General features: G+C 75.7%; 13 protein-coding genes. 12 read left to right on the forward strand and 1 reads right to left on the reverse strand.

Going from position 1 to position 17,825, the window contains the following annotated elements; translation table 11 throughout:
• The first annotated feature begins 172 nt into the window (after positions 1 to 172).
• The 6 genes from NDAS_RS05175 (at position 173) to NDAS_RS29515 (ending at position 6,556) form a co-directional block, all read left to right on the forward strand.
• Complete coding sequence (locus NDAS_RS05175; protein ID WP_013152087.1) at positions 173 to 1,402, forward strand: cytochrome P450; 1,230 nt, start codon at positions 173 to 175, stop codon at positions 1,400 to 1,402.
• A complete protein-coding gene (locus NDAS_RS05180) occupies positions 1,396 to 1,671 on the forward strand; it encodes a ferredoxin (protein WP_126625048.1) in 276 nt (91 codons plus the stop codon). The genes NDAS_RS05175 and NDAS_RS05180 overlap by 7 nt, the downstream gene beginning before the upstream one ends.
• A 65-nt stretch (positions 1,672 to 1,736) precedes the next feature.
• Positions 1,737 to 3,248 (forward strand): ABC transporter substrate-binding protein, encoded by a 1,512-nt coding sequence (locus NDAS_RS05185; protein WP_013152089.1) that lies wholly within the window; start codon positions 1,737 to 1,739, stop codon positions 3,246 to 3,248.
• The gene (locus tag NDAS_RS05190; RefSeq protein ID WP_013152090.1) at positions 3,248 to 4,237 is read left to right on the forward strand and encodes an ABC transporter permease; all 990 of its coding nucleotides are present in this window, start codon (positions 3,248 to 3,250) and stop codon (positions 4,235 to 4,237) included. Before NDAS_RS05185 ends, NDAS_RS05190 begins: the two co-directional genes overlap by 1 nt.
• Positions 4,234 to 5,088 (forward strand): ABC transporter permease, encoded by an 855-nt coding sequence (locus tag NDAS_RS05195; protein ID WP_013152091.1) that lies wholly within the window; start codon positions 4,234 to 4,236, stop codon positions 5,086 to 5,088. The genes NDAS_RS05190 and NDAS_RS05195 overlap by 4 nt, the downstream gene beginning before the upstream one ends.
• Positions 5,063 to 6,556, forward strand: coding sequence for an ABC transporter ATP-binding protein (locus NDAS_RS29515; RefSeq protein WP_041552399.1), 1,494 nt, complete (start codon positions 5,063 to 5,065; stop codon positions 6,554 to 6,556). Before NDAS_RS05195 ends, NDAS_RS29515 begins: the two co-directional genes overlap by 26 nt.
• 222 nt (positions 6,557 to 6,778) lie before the next feature.
• On the opposite strand, the gene NDAS_RS05205 is transcribed toward NDAS_RS29515, so the two are convergent.
• Positions 6,779 to 8,035 (reverse strand): hypothetical protein, encoded by a 1,257-nt coding sequence (locus NDAS_RS05205; RefSeq protein ID WP_041552402.1) that lies wholly within the window; start codon positions 8,033 to 8,035, stop codon positions 6,779 to 6,781.
• A gap of 697 nt (positions 8,036 to 8,732) precedes the next feature.
• Here NDAS_RS05205 and NDAS_RS05210 point away from each other — a divergent pair.
• The 6 genes from NDAS_RS05210 to NDAS_RS05235 all read left to right on the forward strand — a co-directional run bounded on the left by NDAS_RS05210 (position 8,733) and on the right by NDAS_RS05235 (position 17,643).
• The gene (locus NDAS_RS05210; RefSeq protein ID WP_013152094.1) at positions 8,733 to 10,223 is read left to right on the forward strand and encodes an ABC transporter substrate-binding protein; all 1,491 of its coding nucleotides are present in this window, start codon (positions 8,733 to 8,735) and stop codon (positions 10,221 to 10,223) included.
• The gene (locus NDAS_RS05215) at positions 10,223 to 12,088 is read left to right on the forward strand and encodes an ABC transporter permease subunit (protein ID WP_013152095.1); all 1,866 of its coding nucleotides are present in this window, start codon (positions 10,223 to 10,225) and stop codon (positions 12,086 to 12,088) included. The genes NDAS_RS05210 and NDAS_RS05215 overlap by 1 nt, the downstream gene beginning before the upstream one ends.
• 145 nt (positions 12,089 to 12,233) lie before the next feature.
• Positions 12,234 to 13,271 (forward strand): ABC transporter ATP-binding protein, encoded by a 1,038-nt coding sequence (locus tag NDAS_RS05220; protein ID WP_013152096.1) that lies wholly within the window; start codon positions 12,234 to 12,236, stop codon positions 13,269 to 13,271.
• Complete coding sequence (locus NDAS_RS05225) at positions 13,268 to 14,086, forward strand: ATP-binding cassette domain-containing protein (RefSeq protein WP_013152097.1); 819 nt, start codon at positions 13,268 to 13,270, stop codon at positions 14,084 to 14,086. The genes NDAS_RS05220 and NDAS_RS05225 overlap by 4 nt, the downstream gene beginning before the upstream one ends.
• A 230-nt stretch (positions 14,087 to 14,316) precedes the next feature.
• Complete coding sequence (locus NDAS_RS05230) at positions 14,317 to 15,516, forward strand: MFS transporter (protein WP_232051643.1); 1,200 nt, start codon at positions 14,317 to 14,319, stop codon at positions 15,514 to 15,516.
• An 813-nt stretch (positions 15,517 to 16,329) separates the two neighbouring features.
• The gene (locus NDAS_RS05235) at positions 16,330 to 17,643 is read left to right on the forward strand and encodes an ABC transporter substrate-binding protein (protein WP_013152099.1); all 1,314 of its coding nucleotides are present in this window, start codon (positions 16,330 to 16,332) and stop codon (positions 17,641 to 17,643) included.
• Positions 17,644 to 17,825 lie beyond the last annotated feature (182 nt).

The following is a 17,825-nucleotide window of genomic DNA, read 5'->3' on the forward strand; positions in this document are numbered from 1 at the left end:
CGTACGCACAGGCCGCCCTGGCGGCCCCGGGCCCCGTCCGCCCGTCCCGTTCTGAACCGCACCCACAGCGGCATTCCGAACCGTCCCGAACCCCGCCCGCGACGGCACGCCGCCGCGCGGACCGCCCCCCGCCATCCCCTTGCCCCTTCGTTCCCCCGAGGAGACGACACAGATGACCGCATCCGCGCCCGAGGAACACGGTTCCGCCGCCCCGCCCCCTGCGGAGTTCCCCCTGGCCCGCTCCTGCCCCTTCTCCCCGCCCGAGGCCTACGAGGGGATGCGCGCCGCCGCCCCCCTGACCCGGGTCACGATCCCCAGCGGCAAGCAGGCCTGGCTCCTCACCCGCTACGACGACGTGCGGACCGCGCTGTCCCACCCCGCCTCCAGCTCCGACGCCCGCCACCCCGCCTTCCCCGCCCTGGGCAGGGGCGAACAGGCGGTCGCCGCCGACCTGCGCCCCTTCATCCGCATGGACCCGCCCGACCACACCCGTGTCCGCCGCATGCTCGTGGGCGAGTTCACCGTGCGCCGGGTGCGCGAGATGCGCCCGGAGATCGAGCGGATCTGCGCCGAGCAGGCCCGCCACCTGCTCTCCCTGCCGACCCCCGCCGACCTGGTCGGCGAGTACGCCAACCGGGTGTCCACGACCGTCATCTGCCGCCTGCTCGGCGTCCCCCTGGAGGACCTGGAGTTCTTCCGGCGCATCACCACGGTCTCGGGCGGGCGCGACAGCACCGAGGAGGAGGTGGGCGCCGCGCTCGCCGACCTGTTCGGCCTGATCAACCGGCTCATCGACGAGAAGGCCGACGACCCGCGGGACGACCTCATCAGCCGCCTGGTCACCGGCCCCCTGGCGCGCGGGGAGATCACCCGCCAGTCCCTGCTCTCCCAGATCGGCATCACGCTCAACGCCGGGCACGAGACCTCGCGCAACATGATCCCGCTCGCGGCGCTGGCCCTGCTGGACCACCCCGACCAGCTGGCCCTGCTGCGCGAGGACCCCTCGCTGTGGCCGGGCGCGGTGGACGAACTCCTGCGCTACCTGTCCGTGGCCGACGTCATCACCCTGCGCGTGGCCACCGAGGACATCCCCCTGGACGGGGCCACCATCCCGGCGGGCGACGGATACATCGCGCTGCTCGGCGCCGCCAACCGCGACCCCGCGGCCTTCCCCGAGCCCGGGAAACTGGACGTGACCCGCTCGCAGCGGGGCCACGTCGCCTTCGGCTACGGGACGCACCAGTGCGTGGGGCAGAACCTGGGGCGCCTGGAGATCGAGGTGGCCCTGCGGACGCTGTTCGAGCAGGTGCCCACCCTGCGCCGGGCGGTGCCGCTGGAGGAGCTGCCCCAGCGTTCGGCCTCGGCGATCTTCGGGCTGGAGGAGGTGCCGGTGTCGTGGTGAGCCCCGACCGCGACCGGGCCGGCGAGCCGTCCGGCCCCGACGGGGCCGAGGCCTCGCCCGATCCCGGCCCGCTGCGCCTGCACGCCGACACCGGCGTGTGCGCCGGAGCCGGACAGTGCGTCCGGGCCGCCCCCGACCTCTTCGACCAGGACGACGACGGCCTGGTGGTCCTGCTCCGCGCCGACGTACCCGAGCGGGACCGCGAGCGCGCCCTGACGGCGGCCGACTGGTGCCCCTCGGGCGCCGTCAGCGTCCACGAAGCCTCCTGACCCCCGAGTCAGGACACCATCCCCCGGGCCGTGCCGACCACGGCCCCGATCCGAAAGGCCCCACGATGAGACGACGATCCCTCATGGCCGGTGCGTGCGCACTGGCCCTGGTCGCGACCGGCTGCGGCGGCGGAGGGGAGCAGACCGCCGCCTCCGAGGAAGCCGCCCTGCGCTACGCCGCGGTGGGGGCGCCCGCCGCCACCACCCACGACCCGCACGGACGGGTCGGCAACGAGGCCGACTACCTGCGCTTCGCCATGCTCTACGACGTCCTCACCGTCACCGACGAGCAGGGCGCGGTCCAGCCGCGCCTGGCCACGGCGTGGGAGCCGGTGGACGGCGACCTCACCCGCTGGAGCGTCACCCTGCGCGACGACGCCGCCTTCTCCGACGGCCAGCCCGTCACGGCCGACGACGTCCTGTTCTCGCTGCGCCGCATCCAGGGCAAGGGCGCGGAGAACAACGGCCGCCTGTCCATGTTCGACCTGGAGGCCTCCAGCGCCACCGGCGAGCACGGGCTGGAACTGGTCACCCGCCAGCCCTACGCCGAGGTCGGCCTGGCCCTGGCCTCCCTCACCTTCGTCGTGCCCGAGGGCAGCGAGGACATCACCGAGCCCGTCGCGGGCTCGGGCCCCTTCGTCCTGGACGAGGGCGACGACACCACCTCCGTCCTGAGCCGCAACGACGACTGGTGGGGTGAGGCGCCCTCCTACGAGAGGCTGGAGATCACCGCCATGCCCGACCCGGCCGCGCGCGCCGCCGCCGTCGCCTCCGGGCAGGCCGACGTCGCCGGGAGCGTCGCCCCGGCCACCGCCGAGCAGTACGCCGACGGCGGTGAGGTCGAGGTGGTCACCCGCCCCGGCGGCGTCAACTACCCGCTGGTCATGGACCTGGAGACCGAGCCCTTCGACGACCCCGACGTCCGCGAGGCGGTCAAGCTCGCCCTGGACCGCGAGCAGCTCGTGGAGACCGTCTTCCTGGGCTACGGGGAGCCCGGCGCCGACCTCCTCAGCCCCCTGGAGCCCTTCGCCCCGGACGCGCCCCCGGTGGAGCGCGACCTGGACCGGGCGCGCGAACTGCTGGAGGAGGCCGGGCACGGCGGCGGGGTGTCCCTCACCCTGCACGCCACCAATTCCTACCCTGGCATGGAGGAGGCCGCGGTGCTGGTCTCCGAGCAGCTCGCCGAGGCCGGGATCGAGGTCGAGGTCGAGGTGGGAGCCCCCGACACCTACTGGACCGAGGTCTGGAACGTCGAACCCTTCTACCTCAACAGCCTCGGCGGCAACGGCTTCGTGGACTTCTCCCGGATGGCGCTGCTCGCGGACGGCCCCATCAACGAGACCGGCTGGAACGACCCCGAGTGGGACGCCGCCTTCAACGACGCGCTGGCCACCGCCGACGAGGCCGAGCGCCACGCGGCCCTGGGCGGACTCCAGCAGCGCATCGCCGACGAGGGCGGCTACGTGGTCTGGGGCGTGGGCGACGGGATCGACCTCACCGCGCCCGGCGTGACCGACCTGCCCACCGGCCCCGGGTTCCACCGGCTGCGCGTCGAACAGGTCGGGGTGCCGGGCTGATGACCCCCACCCACGCGGCGCCGCCCGGCGCCGTGCCGCGGACGCGGGGAACGGGCAGGGCCCTGCTCCTCGCGTCCGCGAGGGCCCTGCTCCTGCTGGTGGCGGTGTCGGCCGCGGTCTTCGCCGCCACCGAGCTGCTGCCCGGCGACGCCGCCCAGCTGCGGGCGGTCCCCGGAGCGCAGCAGGAGGAGGTCCAGCGGCTGCGCGAGGAACTGGGCCTGGACGCGCCCGCCTGGCAGCGCTACGCCGCGTGGGCGGGCTCCCTGGCCACCGGCGACCTCGGGGTCTCCCTGGTCAACGGGCGGCCCGTCGCCGACGCCCTCCTCCAGCGGCTGCCCGCCACGCTCGCGCTCGTCGGGGGAGCGCTCCTGCTGGCCGCGCCCGCCATGCTCGCCCTGGGCTGGTGGGCGGGCTCGGCCCGCCGGGGCGGGGGAGCGCCGACCGCGCTGCTGACCGGCGGCGCCGCCCTGCCCTCGGCCGTGGTGGCCAGCGGTCTGGCCGCCCTGCTCTCCGGGGCACTGGGCCTGGTCCCGCCGGTGTCGCTGCTGCCCCCGGGCAGGCCGCCGACCGAGAGCCCCGAACTGCTGGTCCTGCCGGTGCTGTCCCTGGCGCTGCCCACCGCCCTGTTCGGCGCGAGCCTGCTCTCGGGCGCGGTGGCCGACGCCCTGCGCCGCCCCCACGTGGCCGACTCCCGGCGCCGGGGCAGCCCCGCCTGGCGGGTCGCGGCCGTGGACGTGCTGCCCTTCCTGCTCGCGCCCCTCACCCGTGTCCTGGCCGTCAGCGCGGGCGGGCTCGTGGCCGCCGCGACCGTGGTGGAGACCCTCTTCGGCTACCCCGGGCTCGGTTCGCTCCTGGTCGCCTCCCTGGCCTCGCGCGACCTGCCCGTGGTGCAGGCCACGGCGGTGCTGGCGGCGGCGGTCGTCCTGGCGGGCCTGCTCGTGGCCGACGCCGTCGCGGCCGTGGCCGACCCCCGGGGGAGGACGCCGTGAGCCGCGCGCTGTTCCCGGTCCTGCTGGTCGCGGTGCTGGCCGCCGCGCTCCTGGGGCACTGGCTGGCGCCCCACGACCCCACCGAGCCCCTGGGCGTGCCCTGGCGGGGACCCGCGCCCGGCCACCCGCTGGGCACCGACGCCCTCGGCCGGGACGTGTGGTCGCGCGTGCTCGCCGGGGGAGGGGAGCTGCTGACCGTCTCGGTGGCGGCCGCGGTGTGCGCCTCGGCCGTCGGCGTCGTCGGCGGACTGGCCGCGGGCTGGGCCGCGGGCGCGGTCGACCGCGCGCTCACCGCGGCGGCCGACCTCATGCTGGCCGTCCCCTCGCTGCTGCTGGCCCTGGTCGCGGCGGTCGCGCTGCCCGGCCGGGCGGCCGTCGTGGTGGCCACGGTGTGCGGCGGGGCGCCGCTCACCCTGCGGGTGGTCCGCGACGCCGTCCGCTCGGTGCGCGCGTCGGGGTACGTGGAGGCCGCCCGGTGCCGGGGCGAGCGCCCGGCGTCGATCCTGTTCCGGGAGGTCCTGCCCGCCGTGCGCGGGCTGGTCGCCGCCGACCTGGGCCTGCGTCTGGTGGTGGCCCTCCAGGTCGCCTCGGCGCTGGGCGTCCTGGGCTTCGGCGCCTCCCCTCCGGCGCCCGACTGGGCGCTGATGCTGCGCGAGAACATGGCCGGCGCGGCGATGAACCCCTGGGCCGTGGCCGCACCGGCCGCCGCCCTGGGCGCGACCACGGTCGTCCTCGCCCTGGCCGCCCAGTTCTCCCCGCGCCGCGACGGCGTCCGGCCCCGGCGGAGGGGTTTCGCGAGAAGGAGGAAGGAGGCTCTCGGTGACAGTGGATCCGGTGGGTTCGGTGGTTGAGGACGCGGGGCTGAGCGCGCTGGGGATCCGCGTGCGGAACCTGGAGGGCCGGACCGTGGTCGGCCCGGTGGACCTGCGGGTGCCGGACGGGCGGGTCCTGGCGGTCATGGGCGGGTCCGGCGGCGGAAAGACGAGTGCCGTGCTGGCCGCCCTGGACGCCCTGCCGCCCGGGCTGGTGCGCGAGGCCGGGGAGGTGCGCTGGCACGGGACGCCGATCCCCGCCGGACGTGCGGCGCGTCGCTGGCGGCTGGCCCACGCCGGAATCCTCGGCCAGGACCCGGCCTCGGACCTGCACCCCCTGCGCACGGTGTTCGCGCTGGTGGCGGAGGGGCTGCCGCGCTCCGGACCGGTGGTGGAGGGAGGTCCGTTCTCCAGTCCAGCGGCGGGGGTGCCGCCGCGTCCCGGAGGCCGGGACGCGCGGCGGGCCGTGCGCGGCGTGCTCGCGGATCTGGGCCTGGACCCCGACGCCGTGGGACGCCGCCGCCCGCACGAGCTCTCCGGCGGGCAGGCCCAGCGCGTGGCGCTGGCCAGGGCGCTCGTGGGCGACCCCCGCGTGCTGGTGCTGGACGAACCCACCAGCGGCCTCGACCCCGCCACGGTGGAACTGGTGGTGCGGGTACTGGAGCGGCGGCGAGGGAGGCCCGGCCGGGTCACGGTCGTCGTCACGCACGACCGCGCCTTCGCGGACCGCGTGGCCGACGACCGCCTCGTGCTGGGGAGCTTCTCCGACGCGCGGGGAGCGGACGCGGAGCGCGCCATCCCCTCCGGCGGCGCCGAGGTGCTCGGGCTCCGGGGCGTGCGCGTGACCGCTCCCGGCGGACGGGAGCTGATCGCCGCGGCGGACCTGTCGGTGCGACGCGGCGAGTGCGTCGCGGTCCTGGGCCCCTCCGGAAGCGGCAAGTCCACGCTGCTGCGCGCCGTCGCCGGACTGCATCCGCCCGCCTCGGGGAGCATGGCCCTGAACGGCGCTCCGCTGCCGCCGCGCCTGCGCGACCGGGACCGACCCCTCCTGCGAGCGGTCCAGTTCGTCGGACAGGACCCCGTGGGGGCGCTCAACCCCGCCCACCGCGTGGGCACGGCGCTGGCCCGCCCCGCCCGCGTGCTCCTGGGGCTCTCGCGCGCGGAGGCCCGCGCCCGCGTCCCCGACCTCCTCGCGCGGGTCGGCCTGCCGGGAAGCGTCGCCGAGGCCCACCCCGGGCGGCTCTCCGGCGGCCAGCGCCAGCGGGTGGCCATCGCCCGCGCCCTGGCCGCGCGCCCCGGCCTCCTGCTGGCCGACGAGGTCACCTCGGCCCTGGACGCGGCCAGCGCCCGCACGGTCCTGGAGCTGCTGGACTCCCTGCGCGAGGAACACGGGCTGGCCGTGCTCCTGGTCACCCACGACCGCGACGTCGCCGCCCGCGCCGACCGGATGCTGGCGCTGGACCCCGAGCACCGGAAGCTGGACCCCGAGGGCCTCACCGTGCCCTAGCCGCCGGACCGGAAGCGCGTAGTCAGGCCGAGAACCACCGGGCACGCACCGGTGCCGGACGGAAGGTCCGGTTCCGGGGCCGTCCCGAGGGGGCGGCCGGGTTCCCGGGCGGGCCCACCACCGCCCGCGCGCTCCGGTCCGCCAGGGTGCGGCGCGCCCAGGCCCGGCCCGCTCCGGGCACCGGAGGGTTCGAGAAGCGGGGGGACGGTCAGGCCGGTCCCGTCAACGCGCTGCCTCCGTCCGTAACACGAAACGCCTGGCCGTGTACGCCGTGTACAGGGCGAATCCGGCGCGGGCCGTGACCAGGACCAGCCACAGGGACAGCAGGTTCAAGAGTCCGGCCAGGGCCAACAGCGCGATCACCGGCAGAGCGGTGCACCACAGCAGGACGACGAGGCCGCGCACGGTGGCGTGGGGCGCGATGACGACCTTGAGCACCGACGACAGGAAACCCGCCCAGGGTTCCAGCAGCAGTTGGACGCCCACCAGCCGCACACCCCAGAGCACCAGGGGCTCCTGTTCCAGGCCCAGCAGTCCGGCGATCGGGCCGGGAGCGGCCAGGAACGGCAGCGCGACCGGCCACAGCACAAGAGCCATGGACGCGGTGAACAGGCGCAGCCGGCGCGTGGGGTCCCCGGGAACGCCTTCGGAAGCGCGCAGGAGTCGGCCCGCCACCATGCCGTAGGGCTTGAGCGGTACCACCAGTGTGCGGACGACCGTGATGAAGGCGACGGTGGCGGCGGCCTGGGCCACCGGCAGGGAGGTGGCGATCTGCGCGACCAGAGCGAAGGTCACCACCAGCACGAGGACGTCGAACGACCCCGAGAAGGAGCCCGGAACGGAGCGCATCACGTGCGCCGAGAACATCCTCCGGGCGCCGGTGCGCACCGCTCTGACGGCGGCGGTCCTCGCCCGTGGCTCAGTGCGCAGCACGGTGCGGACGAGCGTCGCGAGGTCGATCAGGGAGCAGCCCGCACCGATCACCACCAGCGCGACCACCGGCGGCGGCTGCCACAGGAACACGGCGGCGGCGAGTACCGCGTAACCGGCGAAGTTCTCCACGCTCGTGCGCAGGCGCACGCCCTCCTGGCCGGTGACCACCAGGATCCCCCCGGCGGCGTACATCAGGGGAGCGATGAACACGGACGGAAGGCAGGCGAGGTAGTAGGCGGCGAACAGGGCGGGTGAGTGCTGGAAGAAGAGGACGCCGCCGCCCGCCACCAGGGCGGCCGCGGACAGGAACACGGAGCCGGCCAGCACCACGGCGGCGAGGGCGGCCGGTTTCTCCGTGTCCCGCAGGAGCGTTTCCCCGCGCAGGCGGGCGACCACGAGGATCTGGTAGGCCGTGCCCGGGGACATGACCACCAGCAGAAGGGAGAGCGTGCTCCCGTAGGACGCCGGGACTTCGGGGCCGTACGCGCTCAGAGCGGAGAAGAAGACCAGGACCCTGGCTCCGGGGAGGAATATGGCCAGGGCCATCTTCGTGCCACGCGACAGGAAGTCCCGTGTGACTCCGCCTTTTCTCCTGGCGGGTTCTTCTGGCATGGGTTTCCAGCTCGACGGGGCCTGGGGCTTGTGGAGAACACCGTGAGATTAGCAGGGGACTCCGGGGTGGCGCCAAGGGAAGGCCGTTCCCAGGAGTGGTTTCCGGATCGGATTGAAAGTGCTGTTCAGAGGTTTTCCGGGTTCACTGAATGGCGCGGGGTCATGGCCGGTACCGGCCATTTCCATGAGCGGGTGCGCGGTGGCGGGGAAATCGAGCGGTTCCGCCCTTGCCCGAATGCGCGGACGGGCGCGGTCCCCGCGGTCGTCGGGGCGTCCGATCCGGTCGGCGGCGGAGGACGGCCTCCCGGGCAGCCGACCGCCGGGCGGGGTCGGCGAGACGCACGGGGAGTGTCGGGCCTCACTTGCCCGCGTGGCGTGGGCCTCTCGTGCGGGCCCGGGCCGCACATGACCCCGGCGGCCGAGACCCCTGGGACAAACCGGGTATCCCCTTCCACGCCGGACTTCCGCGCCCCCCAGTGCGGCGGCCCGGCGCGCCCCCGCGTCCCGCTTCGTCCCTGTTGGGCGGGGCACGGGGGATCAATAATGAAAACGGTTGTCATATGCTGCTCTGGTCCGCTGAGGCGTCCGCGCGCCGCGGCGGCCTCCCCGCCCCCGACCCGGAAGAACCGCCGTGCACCTGCGCAAGATCCCTCCCGGCGCCTGCCTGGCAGCCGCCTCCGCCCTCCTGCTGACCGCCTGCCTCCCCTCCGGCGGCGACACCGCCGCATCCGAGGAGGACGGGCGCATCGCGGTGGCGATGCTGCTGCCGCCGAGGTCGGCCCTCTCGCCGCTCACCGACGACGCCTTCAAGCTCTCGCGCTGGAGCACCGCCGAGACCCTCGTCGTCCTGGACGAGGTCGGCGACCCCCAGCCCGGCCTGGCCACCGACTGGACCCAGGTGGACGACACCACCTGGACCTTCACCATCCGCGACGGGGTGACCTTCCACGACGGCACGGAGCTGACCGCCGACGTGGCCGCCCACTCCCTGGAGTACGCCGCGCAGGCCTCGCCCAAGCCGCGCATCCTCGACGGCGTCGAACTCGGGGTCGAGGCCGAGGGCGACACGGTCACCGTCACCACCGCCGAGGCCGACCCGCTCGTCCCCCAGCGCCTGTCCTCGCCGCAGCTGTCGATCCTGGCCGAGAGCGCCTACGAGGGCGACACGGTCAGCCCGGCCGGCACCGGCTCGGGCCCCTTCGAACTGGTCGAGGTCAACGGCACCACCTCCGCGAGCCTGGACCGCTACGACGGCTACTGGGGTGAGGCCGCCCTGGCCCCGGGCATCGACGTCAGCTTCGTGCCCGACGGCACCGCCCGCGCCGCCGCCCTGCGCACCGGCGAGGCCGACATCGTCGAGGCCGTGCCCACCTCCCAGGCCGCCCTGCTGGACCCGGAACTCATCACCGAGGTCCCGATGCCGCGCACCAACACCCTCTACCTCAACACCCAGGACGGGCCCTTCACCGACCCCGGCCTGCGCGCCGCCGCCCGCGAGGCCATCGACCGCCCGACGCTGGTGGACGGCGTCTACGAGGGGCGCGCGGACGCGGCCGAGGGACTGCTGGGCCCCGCGCTGCCCTGGGCCGCCGACCGCCCCGAACGCCCGGAGGCCGCCGAGGCCGCCGACCCCGACGGCGCCGCCATCACCCTGGCCACCTTCACCGACCGCCCCGAACTGCCCGAGGTGGCCACCGTCCTGGAGCAGCAGCTGGAGGAGGCCGGGTTCGAGGTCGAGCAGGTCGTGCGCGAGTACGCCAACATCGAGGAGGACGCCCTCAACGGCGAGTTCGACGCGTTCATCCTCTCCCGCGCCACCGTTCTGGACTCCGGCGACCCCGTCGCCTACATGACGAGCGACTTCTCCTGCGACGGGTCCTTCAACATCGCCCAGCTGTGCGACGAGGACGTGGACGCGGCCCTGGAGGAGGCCGAGCGCACCCCCGCGGGCGACGAGCGGCGCGCCGCGATCCTGGAGGCCGAGGCCGCCGTCCTGGCCACCGACGCCGCCATCCCCATGCTGCACGAACGCGTCATCCAGGGCGACGCCGCCAACGTCGTGGACTCGGCCAAGGACCCGCGCGAGCGCCTGCTCGTCACCCCGCGGACCCGGCTGAACTGATGGCCGCCGCCGCTCCCGACCGCACCGGCGCCCCCGGTCACACCGCGCCCCCCGGCCGCACCGGCGCCCGCGGGTCCGGGTGGCTCCTGCCCCTGGTCTCGCGCGTCGCCGCCCTGGTCCTGGTCACGGTCGTCGTCGGGCTCCTGCCCTGGCTGTCCGGACGCGACCCCGCCCTGTCGGTGCTGCGCGCCCGCTCGGCCGAGCAGGCGCCCACGCCCGAGGTGCTCGACGCCATCCGCGAGGACCTCGGCCTGGCCGACGGTCCCGCGGTGACCCTCGCCCGCTGGTTCGGCGGTGTCCTCCAGGGCGACCTCGGCCGGTCCTGGGTCTCCGACGCGCCCGTGCTGCCCTCGGTCGTCTCGGCCATGGGCGTGTCCCTGACGGTCATGGGCGCCGCGCTCGCCGTCGCCCTGCTCGTCGCGGCCGTGCTGTGCGCCCCCACGCTGGTGCGCGGGGCGCGCGGCACCCTGCGCCCGGGCGGGTCGGGCAGCGGGGCCGCCGCCGCGGTGCTCACGGCCCTGCCCGAGTTCCTCGTCGCCGTCCTGCTCATGGTCGCCCTCTCGGTGTGGCTGGGCTGGCTGCCGCCCTACGGCTGGCAGGAGCCGGTGAACCTCGTGCTCCCGGCGCTGGCGCTGGGCCTGCCCGCGGGCGGACTGCTGGGACGGCTGCTCGACGACGCGCTGCCCGCCGTCCTCACTGAGCGCTGGGTGGGGCTGTGGACGGCCTCGGGCTGCTCCCCGGCCGCCGTCGCCGCCGCGGCACTGCGCCGGGCCGCCCCCGCCCTCATCCCCCAGTTCGCCATGGTCGCCGTCGGCCTGACCGGCGGCGCCGTCGCGGTGGAGACGGTCTTCGCCGTCCCCGGGATCGGCCGCACCGCCCTGGGCGCCGCCCAGTCCCAGGACCTGCCGCTGCTCCAGGGCGCCGTGCTCGGCCTCGTGCTGCTCGGCACCGCGGCCGGGATCGCCGCCCAGGCCGCCCGTCGCCTCCTGCTGGGCCCCGGCCTGAACGACGCGGCCCTGTCCCTGCCCCCGCCGCCCACCGCCCCCGCGGGGGCCGTGCGCCGCGCGGTGCCCGCGGTGTGCGCGGCGCTGATCCTGACGGTGTGCCTGTGGGGCCTGACCCGCGACGCCATGACCGTCGAGGTGGCCCAGCGCCTCGCCGCCCCCTCCTGGGACCACCCCCTGGGCACCGACGCGGTCGGCCGCGACGTCCTGGCCCGGCTCGGGCACGGCGCCCTGGCCACCGTGGGCACCGCGGCGCTGGTGTGCCTGGCCAGCCTGGCCGCGGCCCTGCTGATCGGGTTCGTTCCCGCGCTGTCGGCGGGCGCCTCGGAGATGGCCAACGCCCTGCCCCCGGTGATCGCCGGAATCCTGGTGGCCGCCATCGCCGGGCCCGGCCCCCTCGGCGCCGCCGTGGCCGTGGCCCTGGTCTCCTGGCCCCCGCTGGCCGCGCACACCTCCGCGCTGGTCCAGGAGACGCGCGCGGCCGCCTACCTGACCGCGCAGCGGGCCCTGGGCGCCGACCCCCGCTGGATCCTGGTCCGGCACGTGCTGCCCGCGGTCCTGGGGCCGGTGGCCCGCCACGCCGTGCTGCGCCTGCCGGGCATCGCGCTGGCCATCGCCTCGCTCGGCTTCCTCGGCCTGGGCTCGCAGCCGCCCTCGGCGGAGTGGGGCCTGAGCCTGTCGGAGTCCCTGGCCTACGTGGAGCGCGCGCCCCTGGCGGCGCTGGCCCCGGCCGCCATGCTCCTGCTGCTGGCCGCGTTCGCGGTCTCCTCGTCCACGCTTCCCCAGGGCTCGTGGACACCCCCGTGGCGCCGGGGTTCCCGCCCGGCCGCGACCGCGCCGTCCCCAGGAGCCCTGACGTGACCTGTGAAGAAGGCGGGCTCCTCCGCGCGGGCGCGGCGGTCGGCGGCCCGTCCCGGACGCGCGGCCGCGTCCGCCGCCCCGCCGCGCGGGGCCCGGTCCCTCTCCTCTCCGGCCCGAAGGCCGAACTCTCCCCGGAAGGACGCAGATGAGCGACGAGGCCCTGCTGTCGGTCCGCGACCTGCGGGTCACCCTGCCCGGACGGCGAGGGGGCGGGGTCCGCGCCGTGCGCGGGCTCTCCTTCGACGTGCGCCCCGGCGAGGTGCTCGCGCTCGTGGGGGAGTCCGGGGCCGGGAAGTCGGTCACCGCCCGCGCCGTCCTGGGCATGGCGCCCTACGGCGCCTCCGTCACCGGAAGCGTCCGCCTGGACGGACAGGAGCTGGTCGGCGCACCGCCCGCCGTCCTGCGGACCCTGCGCGGGCGGCGGATGTCCCTGGTGCCCCAGGACGCGCTCGCCGTGCTCAGCCCCGTGCACACCGTGGGCGCCCAGCTCGTACGCGCCCTGCGCTCCGTGCGTCGGATGAGCCGGGCCGCGGCGTGGGAGCGGGCGGTGGCCGCACTGGACCGGGTCGGCATCCCCGACGCCGCCCGACGCGCGCACGCCTACCCGCACGAGTTCTCCGGCGGCATGCGCCAGCGGGCGGTCATCGCGATGGCCACGGTCAACGAACCCGACCTGGTGTTCGCCGACGAGCCCACGACCGCCCTCGACCCCAGGATGCAGGCCCGGACGCTGGAACTGCTGTGCGGGCTGCGGGAGCGGACCGGCACCTCGGTCGTCCTGGTCACCCACGACCTGGGCGTCGTCGGCGGCTACGCCGACCGGGTGGTGGTCGTCTACGCCGGACGCCACGTCGAGTCGGGCCCGGTGGGGCCGGTCCTGACCCGGCCGCGCGCCCCCTACACCGCCGGCCTGGTCGCCGCGCTGCCCCGGCCCGGGGCCGGGGACCGCCGCCTGCCCGCCATCGCCGGAACGCCCCCCTCACCGGAGGCGCTGCCCGGCGGCTGCGCCTTCGCGCCCCGCTGTCCGCTGACGGAGGATCGGTGCCACGCCGAGGAGCCCTCACCCGCGGTAGCCGGGGAGTCGGGCAGGCTGGTCTCGTGCCACCGCTGGCAGGACCTGCCCGACCCGGCTTCCTCCCTGTTCACGGACACCGCGCACACACCACGGGAAAGGACGACATGACCACCCCACCGCTGCTGAGCGTGCGCGACCTGGTGGTGCGCTACCCGGGCCGCACCCGGCGGGCCGCCCCGGTCACGGCCGTCGACGGGATCTCCTTCGACATCGGCGCGGGGGAGACGCTCGCCCTGGTCGGGGAGTCGGGGTGCGGCAAGTCCAGCACCGCCGCGGCCGTGATCGGACTGCGCCGGCCCCAGGGCGGGACGGTGCTCTTCGGGGGCCGGGAGCTGACCGCCATGGGCGAGAGGGAGCTGCGCGCCCTGCGCCCCGCGATCCAGCCGGTGTTCCAGGACCCCTACGGCTCGCTCAGCCCGCGCCTGCGCGTGCGCGACGCCGTCGCCGAACCCCTGCGCATCCACGGCCGCTGGGACCGCGCGACCGGTCCCGCCCGGGTGGCCGAACTCCTGGAGAAGGTCGGACTGGACCCCGCGCACGGCGACCGGCTGCCCCACGAGCTCTCCGGCGGGCAGTGCCAGCGGGTGGGGATCGCCCGCGCGCTGGCCTGCGAGCCGCGCCTGCTGGTCCTGGACGAACCGGTGTCGGCCCTGGACTCCTCCGTGCGCGCCGGGGTGCTCAACCTGCTCACCGGCCTCCAGGACGAACTGGGGCTGGGCTACCTGTTCATCTGCCACGACCTGGCGCTCGTCGGGCACGTCGCGCACCGCGCGGCGGTCATGCGCGCGGGACGGCTGGTGGAGACCGGCCCCGCCCATCGGGTGTGCTCCGACCCCGCCGACCCCTACACCCGCGAACTGGTGGAGGCCGTACCGGCCCTCCCCGGCGCCTCCGGGGACCGGCCGCTGCCGAGCGCCCCGTGAGCCCGGCACGGCAGCCCCGCAGGAACGGACACGGGAGCGGAAGCGGGCACGGGAAGAGCGGGGACAGGGCCGGGATCGGGAACGGGAGCGGGGCCGGGAGCGAGAGCGAGCCCGGGAACGGGGCCGGGAACAGGGCTGGGAATGAGAGCGGGAACGGGAACAGGGCCGTAGCCGGGAGCGGGAACGTCCTGTCCCGGACCACCGCCCGCGGGGCCGCGGCGCTGCGCGACGTGTGCGGCCTGCCCGCGCTGCCCCTGCTGCTGATCGGCTCGCAGTTCGCGTTCAACGTCGGCTTCTTCGCGGTCCTGCCCTACCTCGCCGACCACCTCGGCGGCGCTCTGGGCCTGGCCGGGTGGCTGGTCGGCCTCGTGCTGGGCCTGCGCACCTTCAGCCAGCAGGGTCTGTTCGTGGTGGGCGGCACGCTCACCGACCGGTTCGGCGCGCGCCCGGTGGTGCTGGCGGGCTGCGCGCTGCGCGTGGCCGGGTTCTGCTGGCTCGGCTTCGCCCAGGGCACCGCGTCGGTCATCGCCTCGGTACTGCTCATCGGTTTCGCCGCCGCGCTGTTCTCCCCGGCCGTGGAGACCGAGATCGTGCGCCAGGCCGTGCGGCACGAGCGGAGGACCGGTGAACCCCGCACCCGGATGCTCGCCCTGTTCTCCGTCGCGGGACAGGCGGGAACCCTCGTCGGACCGCCGCTGGGCGCCCTGCTGCTGCTCGGCGGCTTCCGCGCCGCCTGTCTGGCCGGGGCCGCGGTCTTCGCCGCCGTGCTGGCCGGGCACCTGCGGCTGATGCCCCGCACCGCGCCGGGCGCGCCCGCGTCGGCCGACCGGGGAACGCCGCGCCTGCGGGAGGGGCTGCGGCTGCTGCTGGGCAACCGCCGGTTCCTGGCGCTGAGCCTGGCCTACAGCGGCTACCTGCTGGCCTACAACCAGCTCTACCTGGCCCTGCCAGCGGAGGTGGAGCGGGCGACCGGCTCCCAGACGGCGCTGGGCTGGCTGCTGGCGTGGGCGTCGCTGCTCTACATCGCCACGCAGGTGCCGATGCTGCGCTGGGCCTCCGCCCGTCTGACGCGGCGCGCGACGCTGGTGTGGGGGCTGGCGCTGATCTGCCTGGGCTTCGCCGGGGCCGCCGCGTCGATGCCGGTCGGCGCGCTGGGCGGGCTCGTGCCCTCCGCGGTGTTCGTCACCGCGCTGACCCTGGGCCAGGTGCTCATCGTGCCCACGGTGCGGGCCTGGATCCCCGACCTGGTAGAGGACCGCCACCTGGGCCTGTTCACGGGCGCGCTGTCCTCGTTGTCGGGGCTGGTGGTGCTCCTGGGCAGTGTGCCCGCGGGGGCGCTGCTGGACCTGGGCGGACCGCTGCCCTGGCTCCTGCTCGCCCTGGTGCCCCTCGCCGGAGCGGTGCTGGCGCCCGGCCGGGGCCGCCCCTGAACAGGGCACGGCCCCCGGTCCGCCGTGCCGACGGGCGCCCCGGAGCAGGGCGCCGGCCGGCACCGCCCCCACCACGGCGCGGTGTCGCACACGGGTCCACGGCGGGTCGCCCCACCCCGTCGGCGCGGCCCGCCGTGAGCGGGCGTGCCCACCGACGCGGGTGAGGGCTTTCGCCCATGGACTTACGCTCCGCACCAGGGGAGGGTAAGCGCTTTCCAAGCTGGAGGCAAGGGCGGAGGGGTGAGAGGCCGTCCTGGTGCGCATGGTGCGCATGGTGTGCGGCGCTCGGCGGTGCATGGTGTCCGGCCGAGTCCTGCGCCCAGTGGCATGCGGAGTCGGCGGTGCACGGTGTTCGGCGGCATGCGGACTCGGCAGTGCGCGTCGCCCCCTTCCGGCGACCGTGCCGCCAACGCCGCCGTGGGTGCCGAAAGCGCTGCTGGCGGCGAGAACACGCGTGGTGGCGGGCGCGTGGCGCGGAACCGGGGGCGCGCGGCGGGCCCGTGGAGGGACGCGGCGGGCATGCGGCGGCGGACCTGTGCGGTGCCGGGCGCGGCCGGAGGGGGTGCCGATGCGGCGGGGTGGTCCACCAGGCGGTTCATGGATGTGAACCATTGACACCCATGTGAACGCGGTGCTAGAAACTGACCATCATAGTCCTTGGATAGCGCTTACCAGACCACTTCGAACCGTTTCTCCCCTGTGTTCCCACGCACACGTCCGTGTCCGCCTCCCCCCGGACGGCCGGGCGCGGACGCCCCCACCGAAGCCACAGCCGTCACCGGCGCGAGCCGGAAGCCGAAGGGAAACACCACCATGCGCGTACCCCCGGGCCGAGTGCGCCGACACGGCCGCCGCGGCACCGCCCTGTCCGCGACCGCCGCGGCCGCGGCGACGGTCCTGCTCGCCTCCGCCTGCTCGGGCTCCGACGACGGCACCGTCGAGCTGCGCTTCTCCTGGTGGGGCTCCAACGAGCGCCAGGCCACCATGCTCCAGGTCATCGAGAACTTCGAGGCGGACAACCCCGACATCCGGATCACGGCGGAGACCACCGACTGGTCCGCCTACTGGGACCGCCTGGCCACCACCACCGCGGCCAACGACTCCCCGGACGTCCTCATGCAGGAGGAGCGCTACCTGCGCGAGTACGCCGACCGCGGCGCCCTGCTCGACCTGGGCGAGGCCGAGGGCCTGGACCTGTCGCTGATCGACCCGCTGGTCGCCGAGAGCGGCCAGCTGGACGGGCAGACCTTCGGCGCGGCCAGCGGCGTCAACGCCTACTCCATCCACGCCGACCCCGAGGCCTTCGCCGCCGCGGGGGTGGAGATGCCCGACGACGACACCTGGACCTGGGCGGACTACGTCGAGATCGCCGGGCAGATCAGCGAGGGCACCGGCGGCGAGATCGCCGGCGCCCAGAGCATGAGCTACAACGAGGCCGGTTTCCAGGTCTTCGCCCGCCAGCACGGGGAGGCGCTCTACAACGAGGACGGCAGCCTCGGCTTCTCCCAGGAGACCCTGGAGGCCTGGTACGAGATCACCCAGGACCTGCTGGAGAACGGCGGCCAGCCCAGCGCGGCCCGGAGCGTGGAGATCCAGGCGGGCGGCATCGACCAGTCGGTCGTGGCCACCGGCGAGGGCGCCATGGCGCACTTCTGGAGCAACCAGCTCGGCAACGTGGTCGAGGCCTCCGGGCGCGAGATCCAGCTCCTGCGCTACCCCGGGGAGACCGAGTTCGACCGGACCGGCCTGTTCTTCAAACCGGCCATGTTCTACTCGATCTCCGCGGGCTCCGAGCACCCCGCGGAGGCGGCCCGCTTCGTCGACTACATGCTCAACGACCCGGCGGCGTCCGAGCTGCTCCTGGCCGACCTGGGCCTGCCCGCCAACACCGAGGTCCGCGAGGCCATCCTCGACGACCTGCCCGAGTCCGACGCCCGGATGGCCGAGTTCATGGGCGAGATCGAGGGAACGATCGTGGACGGCAACCCGCCCGCGCCGATCGGCGCCGGTCAGGTCGTGGACATCAGCAGCCGCGTCAGCGACGGGCTCGCCTTCGGCGACCTCACCCCGGCCGAGGCCGCCGAACAGTTCATGACCGAGGTCGAGGCGGCCATCGAGACCTCCTGAACCGCCCGGCGCGGCCTCCGGTGCGAGCGGGCGCCGCGCCGGACGCCGCCCGGGGGCGACAGGCCGCCGGCCGCGCCCGTCCACGTGCGTATCCGCGCACGAGCACACGGCACCGCCCCGGCGGACGTTCACCGCTCCCGCACCCGCGTCCGTACACGGCCGCACGTGCACGCCTACACGTG

Origin of the sequence: Nocardiopsis dassonvillei subsp. dassonvillei DSM 43111, assembly GCF_000092985.1 — a bacterium.
In the GTDB taxonomy this organism is placed as follows: Bacteria; Actinomycetota; Actinomycetes; order Streptosporangiales; family Streptosporangiaceae; genus Nocardiopsis; species Nocardiopsis dassonvillei.

Coding starts and splice junctions, on each gene's coding strand:
- NDAS_RS05235 (WP_013152099.1), top strand. CDS start 16,330: ATGCGCGTACCCCCGGGCCGAGTGCGCCGACACGGCCGCCGCGGCACC.
- NDAS_RS05190 (WP_013152090.1), top strand. CDS start 3,248: ATGACCCCCACCCACGCGGCGCCGCCCGGCGCCGTGCCGCGGACGCGG.
- NDAS_RS05175 (WP_013152087.1), top strand. CDS start 173: ATGACCGCATCCGCGCCCGAGGAACACGGTTCCGCCGCCCCGCCCCCT.
- NDAS_RS05225 (WP_013152097.1), top strand. CDS start 13,268: ATGACCACCCCACCGCTGCTGAGCGTGCGCGACCTGGTGGTGCGCTAC.
- NDAS_RS05215 (WP_013152095.1), top strand. CDS start 10,223: ATGGCCGCCGCCGCTCCCGACCGCACCGGCGCCCCCGGTCACACCGCG.
- NDAS_RS05205 (WP_041552402.1), bottom strand. CDS start 8,035: ATGGCCCTGGCCATATTCCTCCCCGGAGCCAGGGTCCTGGTCTTCTTC.
- NDAS_RS05220 (WP_013152096.1), top strand. CDS start 12,234: ATGAGCGACGAGGCCCTGCTGTCGGTCCGCGACCTGCGGGTCACCCTG.
- NDAS_RS05185 (WP_013152089.1), top strand. CDS start 1,737: ATGAGACGACGATCCCTCATGGCCGGTGCGTGCGCACTGGCCCTGGTC.